This is a genomic window from Epilithonimonas hispanica (assembly GCF_003385395.1).
GTDB lineage: Bacteria > Bacteroidota > Bacteroidia > Flavobacteriales > Weeksellaceae > Epilithonimonas > Epilithonimonas hispanica.
Genome location: NZ_QNUG01000016.1, coordinates 57,122 through 75,501, shown reverse-complemented (window position 1 = coordinate 75,501; position 18,380 = coordinate 57,122). Strand labels below are relative to the sequence as shown.

Sequence of the window (18,380 nt, the reverse complement as noted above, 5' to 3'; positions counted from 1 at the left end):
TTTTTATTTTTTATGATTATTATTTCGAAATAATAAATTTTTATTAATTCAATGTTTTTTAAAATTAAATTAATATTCGTTAATGAACTTAAATTTTAAAAGAAAAACACTCAACAATTTCTAATTAATTGAAATAATTTTATAAATTTATAACAGTAAAAGAATTTTAAAAGCAAATGGAGTTTTTTCTGACATCAGAAGATAATGATGACCGACCGATTTTTATTACCGGTAATTTTAATAAGTGGAATCCGAAAGATTCAAAATTTGAATTGGGAAAATTGAACGAGAATAATTATTACATCAATATTTCTGACGAACTTTTAAATGATGAAATAGAATATAAGTTCACAAAAGGCGGTTGGGAAAATGTAGAGATTGATAAATACAACAATATCACTCCGAACAGAAAAACTAAGAAAGAGAATAAGAAAACACAAGATTCTGTAGAAAAATGGAGACTGAATTGGGGACCTTTCAAACAAGAATTTTTCCCGATTGTAGAACTAGTGGATGAAGAATTTTATATTCCTCAGCTCGACAAAACCAGAAAAGTTTGGGCGCTTTTGCCTTATGATTATTACGATTCTGAGAAGAGTTATCCGGTTTTATATCTTCAGGATGCGCAGAATTTGTTTAATGAAGGTTCGGCTTACGGGAATTGGGAAATCGATAAAAAACTGGCACTGTTGGCAGAATATGGTCGCGGAGATTTGATTGTGATTGCTGTTGAACACGGAAACGATGACCGAATCAAGGAATATATTTTCGATAACGAAGATGTGACGAAAAATGCGGAAGGAAAAAAATATCTGAGATTCATCACAGATACTTTGAAACCTTGGATTGATAAAAATTATAGAACTAAAAAAGATAGAGAAAACACAGGAATTGGTGGAAGTTCTTTAGGCGGGTTGATTAGCATTTATGGTGGATTTCTTTATCCTGAAGTTTATTCCAAGTTATTAATTTTTTCGCCGTCGCTTTGGGTTGAGCCCGAAAATGATTTTCCAATGATAAACTTCACGAATCCTTATAAGATTAAAGTTTATCTCTACGGCGGAAGATTAGAAGGTTCACGAATGGTTGGCAGAATCAGATTATTTGAAAAAGCTTTGAAAAAATTGACAGCTCAGAAATCATTCGATTTTGAAGTGAGAACCAACATCAGCGACAAAGGAACGCATCAGGAATTTTTCTGGTCTCAGGAATTTCCAAGAGCAGTGGAATGGCTTTACATCGACAGTTTGGAAAGTCCTGTGAAAGCCAAAAATGAATTAGAAAATCAAACAAATGATTAAAATTTACAATAAAAAAGAATCAACAACTCAAAATATATATCTGTTCAGCGAAGACGATTGGGAACAGGAAAAAAACTCGCATCCGAATGTTGAATTATTCTTCAATGGAAAAAAGAATGAAGTTTTCATCAAAACTCATTCGGATAAATTTGATTTTTTCATTGGAATTGGGAAAGATTCAAAAGGATTCGAAATTCAAGCTATTGCCAACAAATTTGCTAATGATTACAAAAAAAGTTTGCAAGCAATTCCAACTTCTGTTCATTCAAAGTTAGGATTGGATTTGAAGGAAGAATTTGTGAAAGGTCTGTTTTTGGGAACTTACCTCTACCCTTTTGAAAAATCGCATCCGTTTTGGCAGGAGAATTTTGAACTTCATTTTGAAAATATTTCTGAGGAAGAAGGAAAAAATTTAGCTTTAAAAACAGCAGCGCTTTGCAACGGACAATTTGCCGGAATGGAATGGCTGAACAAACCTGCCAACCATAAAAAAGTAAATCAAATTTCAGATTTTCTAAAATCGACTGCGGAAAAATATGATTTGAAGTATAAAGCATTCAACAGAGAAGAGTCTATAAAAGAAGGCTTAGGAGCATTTGTTGCAGTTAATCAAGGAAGTTCGCAGGAAGCATCTTTCACTATTTTAGAATACAATTGCGGAAAAGATGATGCTAAAACCTTCGGATTGGTAGGGAAATGCGTTTTGTTCGACACAGGCGGAATTTCCATCAAACCGTCTGACAATATGCATTATATGAAGAGCGATATGGGCGGAGCTAGTGCAGTGATAGGAGTTTTGATTACAGCTTCAGAACTGAAACTTCAAGTCAATATCATCGCTATTCTTCCGATTACGGACAATGCAGTTTCGGAAAATGCGTATTTGCCGAGCGATGTTGTGACGGCTTACAATGGAAAAACTATTGAAGTTCTAAATACTGATGCAGAAGGAAGAATGACTTTAGCAGACGGACTTTCTTACTTGTCAAAAAATTACAAAACCGATGTTTTGATAGATTTAGCAACACTCACAGGAAGTTCAGTCAGAATGTTTGGTTACACTTGTGGTGCTTATTTTTCGAACAATAATGATTTTAAAATCAAGGTGGAAAAATCTGCAGACAAAACCAATCAAAGGCTTTGGAATCTTCCGCTTTGGGATATTTGGAAAGATGATTTCACTTCTGATGTGGCGGATTTTAAAAATATCTCAATGAAACCTTTTGGAGATTGCATTATTGCAGGGAAATTTCTGGAACAATTTATAGAAGGACACGAAAATTGGGCGCATCTGGATATTGCAGGCGTTGCATTTGGCAATGTTGGTTATGCTAAAGATAAAATGGCGACCGGTTATGGCGTTCAGCTTTTATTAGATTTAATTGAAAACTATAATAACTAATGAACACAATTTTAAAAGAAAACTTACGAGAAGATTTTTATATAAGACTTTTCTTCAACACCAAAAATGGCTTCTATAAAGCTGGAACAATAAGAGCTTTTTTAGATTTCAGCAGAACTTTACCCGTAAAAGATGAAAATCGTTCCGAATTAAAAAATAATGCCGAAAATTTTCTTATTGAAGAACTAAAAAAATTAACTGAAAAAGAATTAAAAAGTCAAGAAGAATTTGATATTTTTCATAGAAAAGTTTCTCATAATTTAAAGAAAATTTGGGAAGAACTTTCTTTTGGACAAACACAAAAATGGATTAATATGACTCTAAAATATTGGCTACTCTTCGGAGAAAATAGAATTAATGGAATAGAACTCAATGCAAAATATTTTCACATTCCAATAGACAGTTATGTACAAAAAGGAATGTTTGAAGAAAAAAAACCTAAAGCTTGGAGTAAAATTTCTGATTATGAAACTTATTTACAATATCAAAACAAACATCGAGGAAAAAAGACCGGTAATTTCCCAATTGTTGATGAATTTGAATTTTTTAATTTTTATGAACCAAAATAATGCATTATCAAAAGAAATTAGATAAAATATTTTCAAACGGAAATCTTTGGAAACATAGAACTCTTAGAACATTGTTTGACCCGAATTCTAGCGAATATAATGAAACCTCGATGGAAAAGAAGCTTGAAATATTACAAAAAATCAGAGATAATAAAATCGATTTGAATCAATTACTTGATGAATACAAAGAATTTTATATCAATGAAAATAAAGCTCACGTTGCTGAAATTGCAGATGAAGGATACAAAATCCTTTTAAAAAATGAAATGAAATAAAAAATAACAAATCAGACTTCGGACATCCGACTTCTGACTTCCAACAAAAAATATGAATATGGAAAAAACGATTGTCTGCATCTCCTGTTATTACAAAGGTTACGATTTTATGGACGAGTGCAAAAAACTCGGCAACAAAGTCATTCTAATCACTTCGGAAAACTTGAAGGAAAGACCTTGGCCTTGGCACGCAATAGATGAAGTTTATTATATGCCTGAATTGGAACCTTCAGTTTGGAATCTTGACCATTTGGTTCAGGGATTCGCTTATTTGATGAAAAATCATCAGATTGATGCGGTGATTGCATTGGATGATTTTGATGTAGAAAAAGCGGCGATGATTCGGGAAACCTATCGTATTCCAGGAATGGGACAGACAACGCATCGCTATTTCCGTGATAAATTGGCAATGCGTCAGCAGGCAAAAGACAACGGGATTTCTGTTCCAGAATTTTCCTCGATATTCAATGATGCAAAACTACATCAATTTACACAGGATGTTCCCGGACCTTGGGTTTTGAAACCTCGTTCCGAAGCTTCGGCAAGTGGAATCAAGAAAATCAATTCTGTTGATGAACTTTGGCCAGCTGTGGAAAATCTTGGCGATGAACGTTATAAATTTCTTTTAGAATCTTTCAAACCCGGCGATGTTTATCACGTGGATTGTTTGGTTTATAATAAGGAAATTGTGTTTTCCTGTTATTCAAAATATCTTTCTCCACCAATGAAAGTTTCTCACGAAGGCGGTGTTTTTCGTACTAAAACTTTGGATAAAAATTCGGAGGAAGCAAGAGGTCTGAACGAAATCAACAGAGAAGTTCTGACAAAATTCGGAATTCAAAACGGGGCAACTCACAGCGAATATATCAGAGGAACTGACGGACGATATTATTTCCTTGAAACGTCTTCCAGAGTTGGTGGTGCTCACATTCCTGATATGGTGGAAGCTGCAACTGGTGTTAATATTTGGCGAGAATGGGCGAAATTGGAAAATGCACTTTTAGACGGAACTCAATATTCTGTTGAGGAAACTCAGAAATTATTTGGCGGATTGATCATTGCATTGGCGAAAGACAAACATCCTGATACACGCAATTTACAAAGCGAAGAAGTTGAAAAATTTTTACCAATCGATTATCACGTTGGAATTGTTTACAAATCTGATGATTCGGAAAAAATTCAGCAAAGACTGGACGAAGCTGCAACAATCGTGACAGAGCAAATCCTCAATATTCTTCCGCCAAAAAGCAAACCGACGAGTTGATTATTAATGATGAATTATAAATTGTTAATGATAAAAAATTCACTCAAAACTAACAACTAAATAACTAGCAACTAAATACAAATGCCTCAAATAACACATACAGATTATTATTCACATATTCTTGGAATGAGCCTTCAGGTGGAAGTTACAGGACATTTTGGTTATCCGATTATTATGTTTCCGACTTCTCAGGGGTCTTATACTCAGAATGCCGATTTTCATTTAAACGGAAGTATTTCCCATTTCACAGACAATGGAATTTTGAAATTATTCAATGTTCAGACGATTGATAAATTCAGTTTTTATGACAAAGGAATTTCACCTTATGAAAGAATCAGAAATTACGAAATGTATGTTCAGTTTTTGGTTCAGGAGTTCATTCCTTATATCCAAAGAACGCATAACACACATCGCGTAGCTGTTGCAGGAGCAAGTTTCGGAGGTTATCACGCCGCAAATATTGCGTTTAGATTTCCAGATTTGGTTTCGCATCTTTTCTGTCTGTCTGGTGCTTTTAACATCCGGAATTTTATGGACGGCTATCAGGATCAGCTGATTTATTTCAATTGTCCGGATGAATTCGTGAAGAATGATGAAAACTGGAAATATAAGCATATGCATATTGTTCTCAGTACATCTGACCGTGACATTTGTTTGGAACCAACGAGAAAAATGGCGGGCATCTTAACATCAAAAGGAATTAATCACTGGTATGATGAGCAAAAATGGATAGATCACGATTGGGTGCTTTGGAGAATGGTTTTCCCGAAATTTATTGGAAGATTTTTCGGGTAAATTTTAAAATAAATATCTCGCAGATTTTATTGAGTTAGCAAATATATAATTATGGAAAATCTGCTTAATTTGCTTAATCAGCGAGGCAAATAGTTTTAAATTAATAAAATAAACATACAAACTTCGGACTTCGGACATCCGTCTTCCGACCTTAAAAAAACAAAATTATGGCAAAAAAAATTGGAATTTTATTCGGGATGGAAGACACGTTTCCTTGGGCTTTTATCGATAAAGTAAATGAACTCGGAAAAGGAGAATATATTGCAGAACCGGTTCTAATAGACAAACTAGAACAAGGTGCTGATTATGGTTATGCCGTGATTATCGACAGGATTTCACAAGACGTTCCTTTTTACAGAGCTTATCTGAAAAATGCTGCAGTTAATGGAACTTACGTTATCAACAATCCATTTTGGTGGAGTGCAGATGAAAAGTTTTTCAATAATGCATTGATGTCCAAAATCGGAATTCCATTGCCGAAAACTGTATTGCTGCCTTCTCACCAGAGACCAACCAATACTTCGGAAACGTCTTTCAGAAACCTGAAATTCCCTCACGATTGGGAATACATTTTCGATTATATAGGATTTCCGGCTTATATGAAACCTCACGACGGTGGCGGTTGGAGAAATGTTTACAGAGTTGAAAGTCCAGAAGATATGTGGGCAAAACACGCTGAGACCGAGCAATTGGTAATGATGGTTCAGGAAGAGATTGTTTTCGAAGATTATTACAGAGTTTATTGTCTGGGCAGAAAATACGTTCACATTATGCCTTATGAACCGAGAAATCCGCACCATTTGAGATATGCCACAACACATCAAACCGAAGGAAAAGAACTCGAAAAACTGTTGAAAACCATTACGGATTATACGATTAAAATGAATGAAGCTTTGGGTTACGATTTCAACACAGTGGAATTTGCTGTAAGAGACGGAATTCCTTATGCGATTGATTTCTGTAATCCAGCGCCCGATGCAGACAGAAATTCAGTTGGAGAAGAAAACTTCCAATGGATTGTAGAACACGCTGCAAAATTAGCAATCGAAAAAGCCAAAGACTACAAGCCTGGAAAAATCAATATCGACTGGGGAACATTTGTAACCAACAAACTTTAATAAAACAATAAAACCTTCAAGGTTTTGGAAACCTTGAAGGTTTAAAATACAACTAACTACTACTAACTAACACAAGAAAAAAAATGCACAAATTCACAATAGGTGTAGAAGAAGAATACCAAATCATAGATGCGGAAAGCCGCGATTTGGTGTCTCACGTTTCCAAAATCATTGAAGGAGGAAAAGCCGTTCTAAGCGAAAACTTAAAACACGAGATGCACGAGTCTGTCGTAGAAATGGAAACAGGCATCTGTGAAAACATTCAACAGGCTCGTCAGGAATTGACCGACCTCAGAAGACATCTCGTAAAAACGGCTCACGACCAAGGTTTGCGAGTTTCGGGCGGTGGAACGCATCCATTTTCGCATTGGAAAGATAATATCATTACAAAAGACGCTCGTTACGACAAAATCGTAAGTGATATGGGCGATGTTGCAAGGTCGAATTTAATTTTCGGATTGCACGTTCATATCGGTATTCCTGACCGTGAAGAAGGAATCAGAATCCAAAATGTAATGCGATATTTCTTGCCACACGTTTATGCTTTATCTACCAATTCTCCTTTTTGGGTTGGAAGGTTGACTGGTTTCAAATCTTATAGACAAGAAGTTTTTGCCAAATTTCCGAGAACGGGATTACCAAGTTATTTCAGCAGTGTGGCGGAATTTGATGCGTATGTCAATCTGATGGTCAAAACCGGAACAATCGATAATGCAAAGAAAATCTGGTGGGATTTGAGAGTTCACCCGTTCTACCCTACTATTGAATTTAGGATTTGTGATATGCCTTTGACGATTGATGAAACCGTTTGTCTGGCGGCAATTATGCAATCTTTGGTCGCAAAAATCTATAAAATGCACCAGCAAAATATTAGTTTTAGGAGTTACAGAAGACTTCTGCTGACAGAGAATAAATGGCGCGCTTCCAAAGACGGAATTGATGCACATCTCATCGATTTTGGCAAAGAAATCAGCGTACCTTATAAAGACTTACTGGAAGAATTACTGGCGTTTATTGATGATGTTGTTGATGATTTAGGCTGTCGAAAAGAAGTTGAATATGCAAGAGAAATTGTCAAAAACGGAACAGGAGCAGACAGACAATTGAAGGTTTTCCACGAAAGCGGTGGCGATATGAAAAAAGTCGTTGATTATATGATTTACGAAACTGAGAAGGGACTTTTGTAATTATTAATTTTATTCTGTAATTTAATAAATTAAAGAAATATTTTCAATTTTGTAAATTTGCAAAAAGGATTGGTTATGAGCATTGAAACAACCAAATTGGAACTAATGAAACTTCTCTTAAATACTCAGAAAGAAAGTGTTCTCGAAAAAATAAAAGATATTTTTCAGAAAGAATCGTCTCAAGATTGGTGGGAAGAAATGAATGAAGAACAACATCAAGACATTGAACTGGGACTGAAAGAAGCTGAAAACGGGCAAGTAAAATCTCATCAAGATGTAATGAAATCTTTTGATGAATGGAAATAGAAATTGTCTGGACAAATCGTGCAGAAAAAGGTCTTTTCAAAACAATTGACTATATCAAATCAAATTGGACAAAAAAAGAAATTCTGCGATTGGAAGACAATATCCATCAATTCATAGAACGAATCAAATTACAGCCTAATCTATATCCTAAAATGCTAGGTTCAAACGTCTGCATAAAGGAATGGTTGACGAACATAACTATATCGTTTACAAAATAAATCCGAAAAAGAAACAAATTGTAATAATTAATTTCAGAGACGGTAAACAAAAATCAATTTATTAAAGACAATATGAATATGAGTAAAAATGATGTGAGAATTGCACTTCTTGATATGAATAATAATCATCCGAATCAAGGGATGAGAAACATAAAAGAGCTCTCGAAAGCATTTCAGGAGCATTCGGAATATGAGGTTTCTGTAGAGCTTTTTGATGTTCGTTACAAAAATGAAATGCCAAATATTGAAGATTTTGATATTTTCATTTCGTCTGGAGGACCTGGGAATCCGCATCGTGAAGGTTACGAATGGGAACAGAAATTTGCTGATTTTCTGACGCAAATCTGGGAACACAACAAAACTAATGAGCAGAAAAAATATTTATTTCTGGTTTGTCATTCTTTCCAGTTGGCGGTTATTCATTTCGGGATTGCGAATGTTTGCAAGAGAAAATCATATTCTTTCGGTGTGATGCCCATTCACAAAACCGAAGACGGCGAAAAAGATTTTTTATTCAAAAACTTGCCGGAACCTTTCTATGCCGTAGATTCCAGAGCTTACCAATGTATAGAACCAAATGATGACAAAATCAATGCGTTGGGAATGAAAATCGTGGCGTTGGAGAAAATCCGTCCAACGGTTCATCTGGAAAGAGCAATGATGGCCGTTCGCTTTTCTGATGAGATTTTTGGAACTCAGTTTCATCCTGAAGCTGACCCACTTGGTTTCATCAAAAATCTGGAAGACGAGAAAAATAAACAAGCAATGATTGAAACTTTTGGGATGGAGAAATATCTTGAAACTATTGACAGAATGGACGATGATGACAAAATCGTTCTAACAAGAGCGCAAATTATCCCAAGATTTTTACAACTGGCTTCTGAACAAATTACTAAAAATTTAGTATTTGGTTAATGGTTGACTGTTGATAGTTTATTTTGAAACTAACAACTTTCAACGCACAACTATCAACAAAATTTAAACTATGATTCCAAAATACAGAACTCAATTCAACGAAGAATTTTCTCAGGAAAAATATCAAAAAGTCAATGAGTTAATAAAAGAGAAAACGGGATACGAAGCCGGTTTCCGAATATCAGAAAGTCCTATTTTTCTTTCAAATGAGTTCTGGCAAAAGCTGGATGATGCTTCTCAATCGATTATTTCGCAAATCAAGAAAATGTCTGATGAAGAACTCAGCAAAGCTATTCCGACGAATTGCAATGTTCCGAATGATACTAAAAAGCCACATTTTGTAGCAATCGATTTTGGAATTTGCCAAGATGAAAATGGAAATGTAATTCCGCAGTTGATAGAATTACAGGCTTTTCCGAGTTTGTTCGGATTTCAGAAGTTGTTTGAAGAAGTGATTACCGAAGTTTATCCTTTTTTGAATGAACTGAAAAACTCGCTCCCAAATGATGAATACATCCAAAAATTGAAACAAGTGATTGTTGGAAATGAAAATCCTGAAAATGTAATTCTTCTGGAAATCTATCCTGAGAAACAGAAAACAGCTATTGATTTTGTTTTAACAGAGCAATATCTTGGAATCAAAACGGTTTGTCTGACGAAAATCAAAAAGCAAGGCAAAAAGTTATTCTATGAAAGTGATGGAAAATTAGTTTCTATTCATAGAATTTACAATCGTGTGATTTTTGATGAATTGGATAAAATTGAAGGTTTGGAAACGGAATTTGATTTCCGAGAAGACATTGATGTCGAATGGATTACGCATCCGAATTGGTTTTTCAAAATCTCAAAATATATTCTCCCAAAACTGAAACACGAGTTTGTTCCGAAAAGTTATTTCTTACCGGATTTTCCTGAAACTGAACAATTAGAAAATTTTGTTTTAAAACCGCTTTTCTCATTTGCAGGAAGTGGTGTGAATCTTAATCCGACTCAAGAAATCATTAATAAAATTGAAGATAAAGAGAAGTACATCCTTCAAAGAAAAGTGACTTACGCTCCACTTTTTGAAGACATCAATGGAGAATTCTCTAAAGCAGAAATCCGTTTACTTTTTGCGTGGAATTCTGAAGAAGAAAATCCTGAACTTCTTGTCAACCTTGTTAGAATGACCAAAGCCGCAATGGTGAATGTGGATTTTAATAAGAAAGATGCAATTTGGATTGGAAGTTCTATGGCGTTTTTTGAGAAATAAAAATCAAACCTAAATCAATTCTAATTCTTCCACTTTCAACTCATCAAAGTGATGAATGACTAAGTCTGCAGTTTCGTAATTCTGATTCTTGCTATTTTCGCTTTTGTAACCCACACAGAAAATTTCTGCGCCGTTTGCAGCTAATATTCCGTTGGTGCTGTCTTCTATGATAATGCAATTGGATTTTTCATTTCCAGAAAGCCTTTGCGCTTCGATGAAAATAGCAGGATTTGGTTTTGATTCGGGGAAATCTTCACCACTTACGAGATGTGAAAAAAACGGAAATAAATTGAAACGCTTAAAAACCCGATGAATGGTAGATTTGGCAGCAGAAGAAGCTAATATCAATTGGAAATTGGCAGAATGAAGATTTTTTATCAACGATTCTACTCCGTCAAGCAACTTCAAAGCTGGATCAGAATCGAATAAATCGTAAAATAGGGTTCTTTTTCTTTGGATTAAATCTTCAACATTGATATCGATCGCGAAAATTTCTTTTATCATTTGATACACATTTCGGGTAGATTTCCCTGTAAATTTTGAGAATAATTCTGCATCTACATCGATATCAAGTTCTTTGAAATGTTGATAATAAGCTTTTTTGTGAAGCGGTTCTGTATCTACAATCACGCCGTCCATATCAAAAATAACCGTATTTTTCATTAGTTGATTTATAATTTTCATTTGTCTAATGGAACACTGGAGTGTTTCATTGATCCTGTTTCATTAATTCGGTGCAAAAGTAGGGAATCTGTTTTTAACGCAGAATTTTGAACACAAAGTACACTAAGATTTTTGAATTTATTGAAAATATTTTTAGGTTCACAAAGACGCTTCGCTCAGATAAGAAATACAAATTAAATGTCTTAAAATATTATTGGAAATTCATCTTAACGATTTTATCTTTCCCAGCTAAAATCAAAGTGTTTTTATCGAGCCATTCGCAGGCGTAGAGATTTTTTTCGTCGGAGATTTTTGTCCAGGTTTTTCCGTAATCTGAGGAGAAACTGATGTGTTGATCGCCAACTGCAACGATTTCTTTTCCTTTGGTTTTCGGCCGGAATTTCACACAAGTCATATAACCTGCATTTTGTCCGCTGGCTTGGATTTGCCAAGTTTGTCCACCATCATTAGTTGTTGCGATATTATTGATGTTTTCGGATTGTTTTGTATAATCTCCGCCAACTGCAATTCCGAAGTTTTTATCATAAAAATCTATGGAATAAATCCCTTGTGACGATGTTCCTTGAGTGAAGGGTGTTTCAAAGGCTTGCCAACTGTAGTTACTCAATTTAAAAATTCTAGCTTTTGTACCTCCCGTAGCAATCCAAATTTTTTTATCTTGAAAAGCTACATTTGTATTACTTGCAGCAAAATGAGCTTCTCCATCATAATAATCTAACTTTTTATGCCCATCATCTTTGCGCCAATTTTCTCCTCCATTTTTTGTAAATGCAAAACTATTGAAGTTTTTGTTTGGATCACTTATCGCTAAACCTCTATTATTATTACTAAAAATCAAAGCATCATAAAAAGCAGATTTTACAGTATCAACTTTAACAATTTTAGAATGTAAATTTTGCTTATCAATTTGAAAAAAATAAGCCGGACTTTCTATATTAATTGTGTAAAAATATTTGTTGTTTTGAGCTAAAGTTCTGAACTGAAGAGATTTTTGAGACAATCGGATTTGCTTTTTATTATTAAAATTCTTTAAATCTACATACCCAAACTTGGAATCTGTCCCCGCATACCAGACTTTTCCGTCCCAGAGTTGTATTGCTCGGATGCTTATTTTATCCGTCAATAAAGTATCGATTGTGCATTTTTGAGACAGGAGAAATGACGAAATAATCGTGAAAGAAAATAGGATTAGTTTTTTCATTTTATAAAAATAATGAAAGTTTTGAAATTATCAGATGCTTCGGGAACCTCAGCATGACATCGCACTAAATGTTTAAAATAAAAATTTTGCAAAAGCTAGATTAACAAACAAAATCCCTAGCCCCGATAGTAGCGGCATCCTTTTTTGTTATTGCGATTGCCAAAAAATTCAACAGATTGCTTCACCTCGTTCGCAATGACGAAAAAGATATAGCGGATAGCGGGATCAAGCTCCAAAAAAAATTCCGCTAAATGATAGCGGAATTTGTATTGTTAGTCTTTGTTGTCGATATCGATGTCAATATCTTGTAAAGGTTGCTGTTCTGCTTTTAAAGTTTCTCCGTAACCTTCTTTATGAAGCTTACTGTTTCTGATACTGTAAAGGAAATAAATGATAACTCCTAATAACAACCAGCCTGTTGATAGAGCCTTTGCTTCGTGGCTAAGGTTCCAAATCAAATAAACATTGATAACAATACCTAAAGTTGCAATAATCGGCAATGCAGGAACTTTGAAGTTTCTAGGTAAGTTTGGTTCTTTTTTTCTAAGAATCCAAACCGCTACGCAAACCATTGTAAAAGCGAACAACGTCCCAAAACTTGTCATATCCGCCAGTTTACTAATAGGAGTAAATGCAGCAATAGTTGCAATCACAATTCCTAAAAGCATCAAACTCTTAGCTGGTGTTTTTCTCACTGGATGAACATCACTGAACATCTTTGGAATCAATCCGTCTTTTGACATTCCTAGGAAGATTCTGGATTGTCCCATAATCATCACCATCAATACAGAAACCAAACCTACTGTAGCTGCAATTGTAATGATATAACCTGCCCAACCTTGGCCTGCAATCTCGAATGCATAAGCTACAGGCGCTTTGATAGCATCAGGGAATTTACCTTGTGGATTGAAGTCCGTGTAATGCATCATTCCTGTTAAAACCAATGATACCAAAATATACAAAACAGTACAAACCAAAAGTGATGTAATGATGGCGAACGGAACATCTTTCTTAGGATTGATAGCTTCACCAGCTTGTGTAGAAACAGCATCGAAACCTACATAAGCAAAGAAAATAGCAGCTGCTCCAGAAACTATCCCTTGGATACCGTAAGCTTCCTTTGCTTTATCACCTTCCATTACTTTTGCAACTTCTGGAATAAAAGGATTCCAATTTTCTGCATTGATGAAAAATACACCTGCTATAATAACAAAAAGAACCGCAGAAACCTTCATAATCACTATAAGATTGTTGGCTTTTGCGGCTTCTTTTGTTCCTTTGATAAGGATAGAAATAACAAATAATACGATGAGAAAAGCTGGAAGATTCATAGAAAATCCTTCTCCTGTATAACTTGCAGGGTCTGATGTCAAATAATCTGGCAAGTGTAAACCGAACATTTTTAGCAACTTATTAAAATATCCTGACCATGAGACAGCTACTGTCATAGAACCCATTGCATATTCGAGAATAAGCCCCCATCCAATAATCCAAGCGAATATCTCTCCTACTGTCCCATATGCATAAGCATAAGCTGAACCTTCAACAGGTAATATAGATGCAAATTCTGAATAACAAAGTGCTGCAAAAACACAAGCAATCCCCGCTATTACAAAAGAAAGAGCCAATGCTGGTCCTGCGTGGTAGTAAGCTCCGGTGCCCGTTAACACAAAAATACCTCCTCCAATAATAGCTCCAATTCCAATTGCGGTAAGACTCCATTTTCCAAGAACACGTTTCAGCTCACTGCTTTTTACATCTGCCTCGAAGGCGCTCATTGGTTTTTTTGTCCAAATTTTCGACATAATTTTAATTTTTTTTAATTACCCCGTATAAAACGAGGTGGTTTTCTTCTTATTTATTTATTTATTTATTTTGAATTACGAAAGTATTAAAAAATTGCTTTCATTAACTTTTTTTAAGTAATTAATTTCACTTATCTATATTAATTATTAATAGTAGCTTGATTTTTTAGACTATTAATAATTATCTTTGAAACCATGAATCTTTGGCAAAATCTTACTGCGCAGTATAGTTCTTACGACACTTATCTTATTATTCTAGAAATTATTGCCGTTATTTTTGGAACTTTAAGTGTTTACTTTTCTATTAAAAAAAATATCTGGGTTTATCCTACAGGAATTATCTCTACCATACTTTTCATCTATATCATGTATGTTTTTGGATTGATGGGAGATATGTTAATCAATGTTTATTATTCTGTAATGAGCATATATGGATGGATTCTCTGGAACAAACATTCTGATGATCACATCCACGTAGAAGTCAAAAAAGCCAACCTGAAAGATTGGCAAATTGGAAGTATTTTATTTGTGGGAAGTTTGCTCTTTGTGGGAACAGTATATTATTACAAACCTTTTATTGATAATCAGTTTTCTATGAAGGATATCCAATTAGGACTATATCATCTTGATTGGGCAAATTATACCGACATCATCACGACTTCATTATTCCTTGTCGGGATGTATTTTATGGCAAAACGACTTTTGGAAAACTGGATTTTCTGGATTGTTGCGGATTTTATCTGTATACCTATGATGCTTTATAAAGGACTTGGATTCACCACATTGCAATATATTATTTTCACTATCATGGCAATCATTGGTTATATAGAGTGGAAGAAAAACTTAATTAAGTCCTGATAATTTCTCAGTATATTCTTTAGCAAAAAGCTCTTTATCGTGCTGCAATTTCTCTAGAGTTGTTGGCAAAACGTAATGAAAGATATACTCTTTATCATCATTTAGGAAGACGATTTCTTTTTCTTCGTCGTCAATCATTTGCGCGAAAATATCCCACATCGATTGATCTTTTAGCTTCAGTAATTCGAAGAAGTCGTTGGCTTTTATTGTAATGTTTTTCATTGCTATTGTAATAAGTATAATTGTATTAAGTAAAAAGTATTTCTCTTTTACCCATTTCTAAACATCTTTGATAAAATCCTCATACTCATAAAAGAGCCTTTCAAAACCATCCATTTTCTCAACAAAGAATTCGAAAATATCTGGCCAAGTCTGCTTGTTGAAAATACTAACGCCGGATTTCTCAACCCAAATTCTACTGATGACTTTTCCATTCTTCAAAGTATAGAATTCATCTTTGGTAAACTCACCAATCTCATCTTCTAATATCGATTCCAAAGACCAAATTTTCTCGTAATAAGCATTTCTGAATAATTCATCTTTCATTTCTATATCAAGCGAAACCTCAGCTTTTTTATTATCTGCATAGAACTTGAATGAGAAATCCTTGATTTTGGTATCATACAACAGCCATTTTCTTGGAAAAGCCTTTCCAAAAGCGGTCCAAAATTCTGTTTTTAAAAGTTGAGCTTCTTGTTTAGAAAACACGTTGTTAATTATAAATGATTAATGATGAATTATAAATGATGAGCAATTTGCTGCATTTCTTTCTTGATCGAATGTTAAAGCTTGTCAAGCTGAGGCGCTCGAAGCCTTTCAAAATTGACTCTTTTTATTTTTATTTTGTTTCTTCTCACAATGTAAGCTCCACTTTTGAATCATTGAATTCCTTAATTAAGTTTTCGAAGACTTTTTCTACTGGAAGAATTTCATCAATCAAAGCAGAAACTTGTCCGATTTCCAATTCACCTTCAATCAAATCTCCCTCGAACATTCCGCGTTTTGCTCTAGCTCTTCCAAGTGTTTCCTTCAAAGCTTCAACGTTTCTTCCAGATTCATATAAAGTTTCTAAATCTTGATAGAATTTATTCTTAACCAAACGAACTGGCGCCAGTTCCTTTAAAGTCAATTGTGTATCACCTTCTTTCAGTTCAACAATTTTATTTTTAAAATTCTCATGCGAACTTGCTTCCATTGTCGCTGCAAAACGAGAACCAATTTGAACGCCATCTGCACCTAAAGTCATTGCAGCTCTCATCTGACTTCCCAATCCAATTCCACCGGCTGCAATCAAAGGAATATCAATATGTTTTCTGACATTCGGGATTAAGCAAAGTGTTGTAGTTTCATCTCGTCCGTTATGTCCACCAGCTTCAAAACCTTCTGCTACAACTGCATCTACCCCAGCTTCCTGACATTTAACAGCAAACTTAACACTTGATACAACGTGAGCGACTTTTACACCTTCTTTTTTGAAAGTTTCGGTATAAGTCTTAGGATTTCCCGCCGATGTAAAAACGATTTTCACACCTTCCTCAAGAATGATATTAATGATTTCTTCGATATTTGGATAAAGCAAAGCGATATTAACACCGAAAGGTTTATCCGTAGCTTCTTTGCATTTTCTGATATTCTCTCTCAAGATATCAGGATACATACTTGCTGAACCAATCAAACCTAGTCCACCGTTATTAGAAACTGCCGAAGCCAATCGCCACCCAGAATGCCAAATCATCCCACCTTGAACAATTGGATATTTGGTTCCGAAAAGTTGTGTGATTTTATTCATTCTGTTATATTGTTTTTGGGCAATTCCAAAATCTATGAAACTAGACATTTTTTATTTTTTTCAAAAATAGGAAAACTAATATGATGTGGAAAGTTTTTATATGATGACAAATGTTTCTGTTTTGCGCAGCGCGCCCCGAACTGAGTGGAGCTCTTTTTCTGACATTGCGAATGCTTAAAAGTTCAACAGATTGTTTCTCTTCCTTCGCAATGATAGAAAAAAGCGGGAACGGAGTGCGGATATAGGCGCCCAAATGGATTTAAAAACTTATTTTTACAAAAAATTACAAGTTGGACTTATCATTAAGAACAGTTACCGTCACGCGCTACATTCTTCCTTTGAGAGAAGGCGGATCTTTGCCTGCTTTGGCGGAAGCGGATGACGACTTCAAATATGTTCTCAAATTTCGAGGAGCTGGTCATGGCGTAAAAGCATTGATATCAGAGTTAATTGGAGGAAAGATATCGCAAGTTTTAGGCTTCAGAATCCCAGAGCTTGTTTTTGCAAATCTCTCGGAGGATTTTGGTCGTACTGAAGCTGATGAAGAAATTCAGGATTTATTAAAAAATAGCTGTGGGCTTAATCTCGCTCTACATTACCTTTCTGGAGCGATAACTTACGATCCGGTAGCTGTAAAAATTGATTCAAAACTTTCTTCCGAGATTGTTTGGTTAGACGCTTTTTTGACTAATATAGACAGGACTTTCCGTAATACCAATATGCTGATGTGGCATCAGGAATTGTGGTTGATTGACAACGGTGCTTCTTTATATTTCCATCATTCTTGGGACAATTGGGAGAAAACAGCAGTAAGTCCATTTGTAATGATAAAAGATCACGTTTTATTGCCTCAAGCTTCTGAATTGGATGCTGCTAATGAAAAATTCAAAGCGATATTAACGGATGAGGTTCTAAGAGAAATTGTAGAACTAATCCCAAAAGACTGGTTACAATGGAACGACACAGACCTTAACCCAAATGAAATCAAAGATGTGTATTTCCAATTTCTAACAAGAAGACTCGCTAATTCTGATAACTTTTTAAATGAAGCCAAAAATGCAAGAGCCAAAGTTATATGAGTATGCAGTAATTCGTCTGGTCCCAAAACCTGAACGTGAAGAATTTTTCAATGTAGGATTAATTATGTTTTCAAAGAGAGAAAAATTTATTAAAGTTAAAATTCATCTTTGCAAAGACAAATTTCAACTAATGCACTCCAAAACAGAGTTTGAAGACGTAAAAAATCACTTGATCTCTTTTGAAAAGATTGCCAATGGCGACAGATTTGCTGGCTCTATTGCACAAATGGAAATCCCTGAAAGATTCCGTTGGTTAACTGCCGTGAAAAGTTCTATTATTCAGACTTCAAGGCCTCATCCTGGCTCTAGCTTGGATTTAGAAAAAACTTTTGATAGATTATTTGAAGAGTTAGTTTTATAAA

The 18,380-nt window shown here is 34.7% G+C and carries 21 protein-coding genes; 15 read left to right on the top strand and 6 right to left on the bottom strand.

Annotated features, from left to right (window positions below; translation table 11 throughout):
* Window positions 1–176 precede the first annotated feature (176 nt).
* The 12 genes from DRF58_RS09405 to DRF58_RS09350 all read left to right on the top strand — a co-directional run bounded on the left by DRF58_RS09405 (window position 177) and on the right by DRF58_RS09350 (window position 10,602).
* The gene (locus DRF58_RS09405; RefSeq protein WP_116034910.1) at window positions 177–1,301 is read left to right on the top strand and encodes an alpha/beta hydrolase; all 1,125 of its coding nucleotides are present in this window, start codon (window positions 177–179) and stop codon (window positions 1,299–1,301) included.
* Window positions 1,294–2,703 (top strand): M17 family metallopeptidase, encoded by a 1,410-nt coding sequence (locus tag DRF58_RS09400; RefSeq protein WP_116034908.1) that lies wholly within the window; start codon window positions 1,294–1,296, stop codon window positions 2,701–2,703. The genes DRF58_RS09405 and DRF58_RS09400 overlap by 8 nt, the downstream gene beginning before the upstream one ends.
* A complete protein-coding gene (locus DRF58_RS09395) occupies window positions 2,703–3,272 on the top strand; it encodes a hypothetical protein (RefSeq protein WP_089770049.1) in 570 nt (189 codons plus the stop codon). The genes DRF58_RS09400 and DRF58_RS09395 overlap by 1 nt, the downstream gene beginning before the upstream one ends.
* Entirely contained in the window at window positions 3,272–3,547 is a 276-nt protein-coding gene (locus DRF58_RS09390; protein WP_089770050.1) for a hypothetical protein, read from the top strand. The genes DRF58_RS09395 and DRF58_RS09390 overlap by 1 nt, the downstream gene beginning before the upstream one ends.
* Before the next feature lie 58 nt (window positions 3,548–3,605).
* Window positions 3,606–4,811 carry an ATP-grasp domain-containing protein gene (locus tag DRF58_RS09385; protein ID WP_116034943.1) on the top strand — a complete coding sequence of 402 codons (1,206 nt, stop codon included), beginning with the start codon at window positions 3,606–3,608 and terminating at the stop codon, window positions 4,809–4,811.
* A gap of 81 nt (window positions 4,812–4,892) precedes the next feature.
* Window positions 4,893–5,606: an alpha/beta hydrolase-fold protein gene (locus DRF58_RS09380; RefSeq protein ID WP_116034906.1), complete on the top strand. Its 714-nt coding sequence runs from the start codon at window positions 4,893–4,895 to the stop codon at window positions 5,604–5,606.
* Between the two features lie 167 nt (window positions 5,607–5,773).
* Complete coding sequence (locus DRF58_RS09375; protein ID WP_116034904.1) at window positions 5,774–6,724, top strand: ATP-grasp domain-containing protein; 951 nt, start codon at window positions 5,774–5,776, stop codon at window positions 6,722–6,724.
* An 83-nt stretch (window positions 6,725–6,807) separates the two neighbouring features.
* Window positions 6,808–7,911: a carboxylate-amine ligase gene (locus DRF58_RS09370; RefSeq protein WP_116034902.1), complete on the top strand. Its 1,104-nt coding sequence runs from the start codon at window positions 6,808–6,810 to the stop codon at window positions 7,909–7,911.
* A gap of 75 nt (window positions 7,912–7,986) precedes the next feature.
* Entirely contained in the window at window positions 7,987–8,217 is a 231-nt protein-coding gene (locus DRF58_RS09365; protein WP_116034900.1) for a hypothetical protein, read from the top strand.
* Complete coding sequence (locus tag DRF58_RS09360; RefSeq protein WP_245955395.1) at window positions 8,208–8,435, top strand: type II toxin-antitoxin system RelE/ParE family toxin; 228 nt, start codon at window positions 8,208–8,210, stop codon at window positions 8,433–8,435. Before DRF58_RS09365 ends, DRF58_RS09360 begins: the two co-directional genes overlap by 10 nt.
* Before the next feature lie 72 nt (window positions 8,436–8,507).
* A complete protein-coding gene (locus DRF58_RS09355) occupies window positions 8,508–9,350 on the top strand; it encodes a type 1 glutamine amidotransferase (RefSeq protein WP_245955394.1) in 843 nt (280 codons plus the stop codon).
* 70 nt (window positions 9,351–9,420) lie between these two features.
* Complete coding sequence (locus DRF58_RS09350) at window positions 9,421–10,602, top strand: hypothetical protein (RefSeq protein ID WP_116034898.1); 1,182 nt, start codon at window positions 9,421–9,423, stop codon at window positions 10,600–10,602.
* 9 nt (window positions 10,603–10,611) lie between these two features.
* Here the strand turns inward: DRF58_RS09350 and DRF58_RS09345 are convergent, their stop codons facing one another.
* From DRF58_RS09345 to DRF58_RS09335, 3 genes are all read right to left on the bottom strand, one after another.
* Window positions 10,612–11,265 (bottom strand): HAD family hydrolase, encoded by a 654-nt coding sequence (locus tag DRF58_RS09345; RefSeq protein ID WP_116034897.1) that lies wholly within the window; start codon window positions 11,263–11,265, stop codon window positions 10,612–10,614.
* Between the two features lie 211 nt (window positions 11,266–11,476).
* Entirely contained in the window at window positions 11,477–12,487 is a 1,011-nt protein-coding gene (locus DRF58_RS09340; protein WP_185144541.1) for a WD40/YVTN/BNR-like repeat-containing protein, read from the bottom strand.
* 272 nt (window positions 12,488–12,759) lie between these two features.
* The gene (locus DRF58_RS09335) at window positions 12,760–14,292 is read right to left on the bottom strand and encodes an APC family permease (RefSeq protein WP_116034895.1); all 1,533 of its coding nucleotides are present in this window, start codon (window positions 14,290–14,292) and stop codon (window positions 12,760–12,762) included.
* Window positions 14,293–14,487: 195 nt separating this feature from the next.
* Here DRF58_RS09335 and pnuC point away from each other — a divergent pair, with 195 nt between their 5' ends.
* On the top strand, window positions 14,488–15,150 hold the full coding sequence (gene pnuC, locus DRF58_RS09330; protein WP_116034893.1) for a nicotinamide riboside transporter PnuC: 663 nt from the start codon (window positions 14,488–14,490) through the stop codon (window positions 15,148–15,150).
* On the opposite strand, the gene DRF58_RS09325 is transcribed toward pnuC, so the two are convergent.
* The 3 genes from DRF58_RS09325 to DRF58_RS09315 all read right to left on the bottom strand — a co-directional run bounded on the left by DRF58_RS09325 (window position 15,136) and on the right by DRF58_RS09315 (window position 16,939).
* Window positions 15,136–15,372 carry a hypothetical protein gene (locus tag DRF58_RS09325; RefSeq protein WP_116034891.1) on the bottom strand — a complete coding sequence of 79 codons (237 nt, stop codon included), beginning with the start codon at window positions 15,370–15,372 and terminating at the stop codon, window positions 15,136–15,138. The genes pnuC and DRF58_RS09325 overlap by 15 nt on opposite strands.
* Window positions 15,373–15,429: 57 nt before the next feature.
* A complete protein-coding gene (locus DRF58_RS09320) occupies window positions 15,430–15,858 on the bottom strand; it encodes a DUF4268 domain-containing protein (RefSeq protein WP_116034889.1) in 429 nt (142 codons plus the stop codon).
* A gap of 145 nt (window positions 15,859–16,003) precedes the next feature.
* Window positions 16,004–16,939: an NAD(P)H-dependent flavin oxidoreductase gene (locus DRF58_RS09315; protein WP_116034938.1), complete on the bottom strand. Its 936-nt coding sequence runs from the start codon at window positions 16,937–16,939 to the stop codon at window positions 16,004–16,006.
* A 290-nt stretch (window positions 16,940–17,229) separates the two neighbouring features.
* Here DRF58_RS09315 and DRF58_RS09310 point away from each other — a divergent pair, with 290 nt between their 5' ends.
* Both DRF58_RS09310 and DRF58_RS09305 read left to right on the top strand, forming a co-directional pair.
* Window positions 17,230–18,018, top strand: a complete 789-nt coding sequence (locus DRF58_RS09310; RefSeq protein WP_116034887.1) for a HipA family kinase — start codon at window positions 17,230–17,232, stop codon at window positions 18,016–18,018.
* Window positions 17,996–18,379 (top strand): DUF3037 domain-containing protein, encoded by a 384-nt coding sequence (locus DRF58_RS09305; RefSeq protein ID WP_116034885.1) that lies wholly within the window; start codon window positions 17,996–17,998, stop codon window positions 18,377–18,379. Before DRF58_RS09310 ends, DRF58_RS09305 begins: the two co-directional genes overlap by 23 nt.
* Window position 18,380 lies beyond the last annotated feature (1 nt).

Bases quoted from the DNA above. Each gene is read 5' to 3' on its own strand.
- DRF58_RS09405 (WP_116034910.1), top strand. From the start codon at position 177: ATGGAGTTTTTTCTGACATCAGAAGATAATGATGACCGACCGATTTTT.
- DRF58_RS09400 (WP_116034908.1), top strand. From the start codon at position 1,294: ATGATTAAAATTTACAATAAAAAAGAATCAACAACTCAAAATATATAT.
- DRF58_RS09395 (WP_089770049.1), top strand. From the start codon at position 2,703: ATGAACACAATTTTAAAAGAAAACTTACGAGAAGATTTTTATATAAGA.
- DRF58_RS09390 (WP_089770050.1), top strand. From the start codon at position 3,272: ATGCATTATCAAAAGAAATTAGATAAAATATTTTCAAACGGAAATCTT.
- DRF58_RS09385 (WP_116034943.1), top strand. From the start codon at position 3,606: ATGGAAAAAACGATTGTCTGCATCTCCTGTTATTACAAAGGTTACGAT.
- DRF58_RS09380 (WP_116034906.1), top strand. From the start codon at position 4,893: ATGCCTCAAATAACACATACAGATTATTATTCACATATTCTTGGAATG.
- DRF58_RS09375 (WP_116034904.1), top strand. From the start codon at position 5,774: ATGGCAAAAAAAATTGGAATTTTATTCGGGATGGAAGACACGTTTCCT.
- DRF58_RS09370 (WP_116034902.1), top strand. From the start codon at position 6,808: ATGCACAAATTCACAATAGGTGTAGAAGAAGAATACCAAATCATAGAT.
- DRF58_RS09365 (WP_116034900.1), top strand. From the start codon at position 7,987: ATGAGCATTGAAACAACCAAATTGGAACTAATGAAACTTCTCTTAAAT.
- DRF58_RS09360 (WP_245955395.1), top strand. From the start codon at position 8,208: ATGGAAATAGAAATTGTCTGGACAAATCGTGCAGAAAAAGGTCTTTTC.
- DRF58_RS09355 (WP_245955394.1), top strand. From the start codon at position 8,508: ATGAATATGAGTAAAAATGATGTGAGAATTGCACTTCTTGATATGAAT.
- DRF58_RS09350 (WP_116034898.1), top strand. From the start codon at position 9,421: ATGATTCCAAAATACAGAACTCAATTCAACGAAGAATTTTCTCAGGAA.
- DRF58_RS09345 (WP_116034897.1), bottom strand. From the start codon at position 11,265: ATGAAAAATACGGTTATTTTTGATATGGACGGCGTGATTGTAGATACA.
- DRF58_RS09340 (WP_185144541.1), bottom strand. From the start codon at position 12,487: ATGAAAAAACTAATCCTATTTTCTTTCACGATTATTTCGTCATTTCTC.
- DRF58_RS09335 (WP_116034895.1), bottom strand. From the start codon at position 14,292: ATGTCGAAAATTTGGACAAAAAAACCAATGAGCGCCTTCGAGGCAGAT.
- pnuC (WP_116034893.1), top strand. From the start codon at position 14,488: ATGAATCTTTGGCAAAATCTTACTGCGCAGTATAGTTCTTACGACACT.
- DRF58_RS09325 (WP_116034891.1), bottom strand. From the start codon at position 15,372: ATGAAAAACATTACAATAAAAGCCAACGACTTCTTCGAATTACTGAAG.
- DRF58_RS09315 (WP_116034938.1), bottom strand. From the start codon at position 16,939: ATGAATAAAATCACACAACTTTTCGGAACCAAATATCCAATTGTTCAA.
- DRF58_RS09305 (WP_116034885.1), top strand. From the start codon at position 17,996: ATGCAAGAGCCAAAGTTATATGAGTATGCAGTAATTCGTCTGGTCCCA.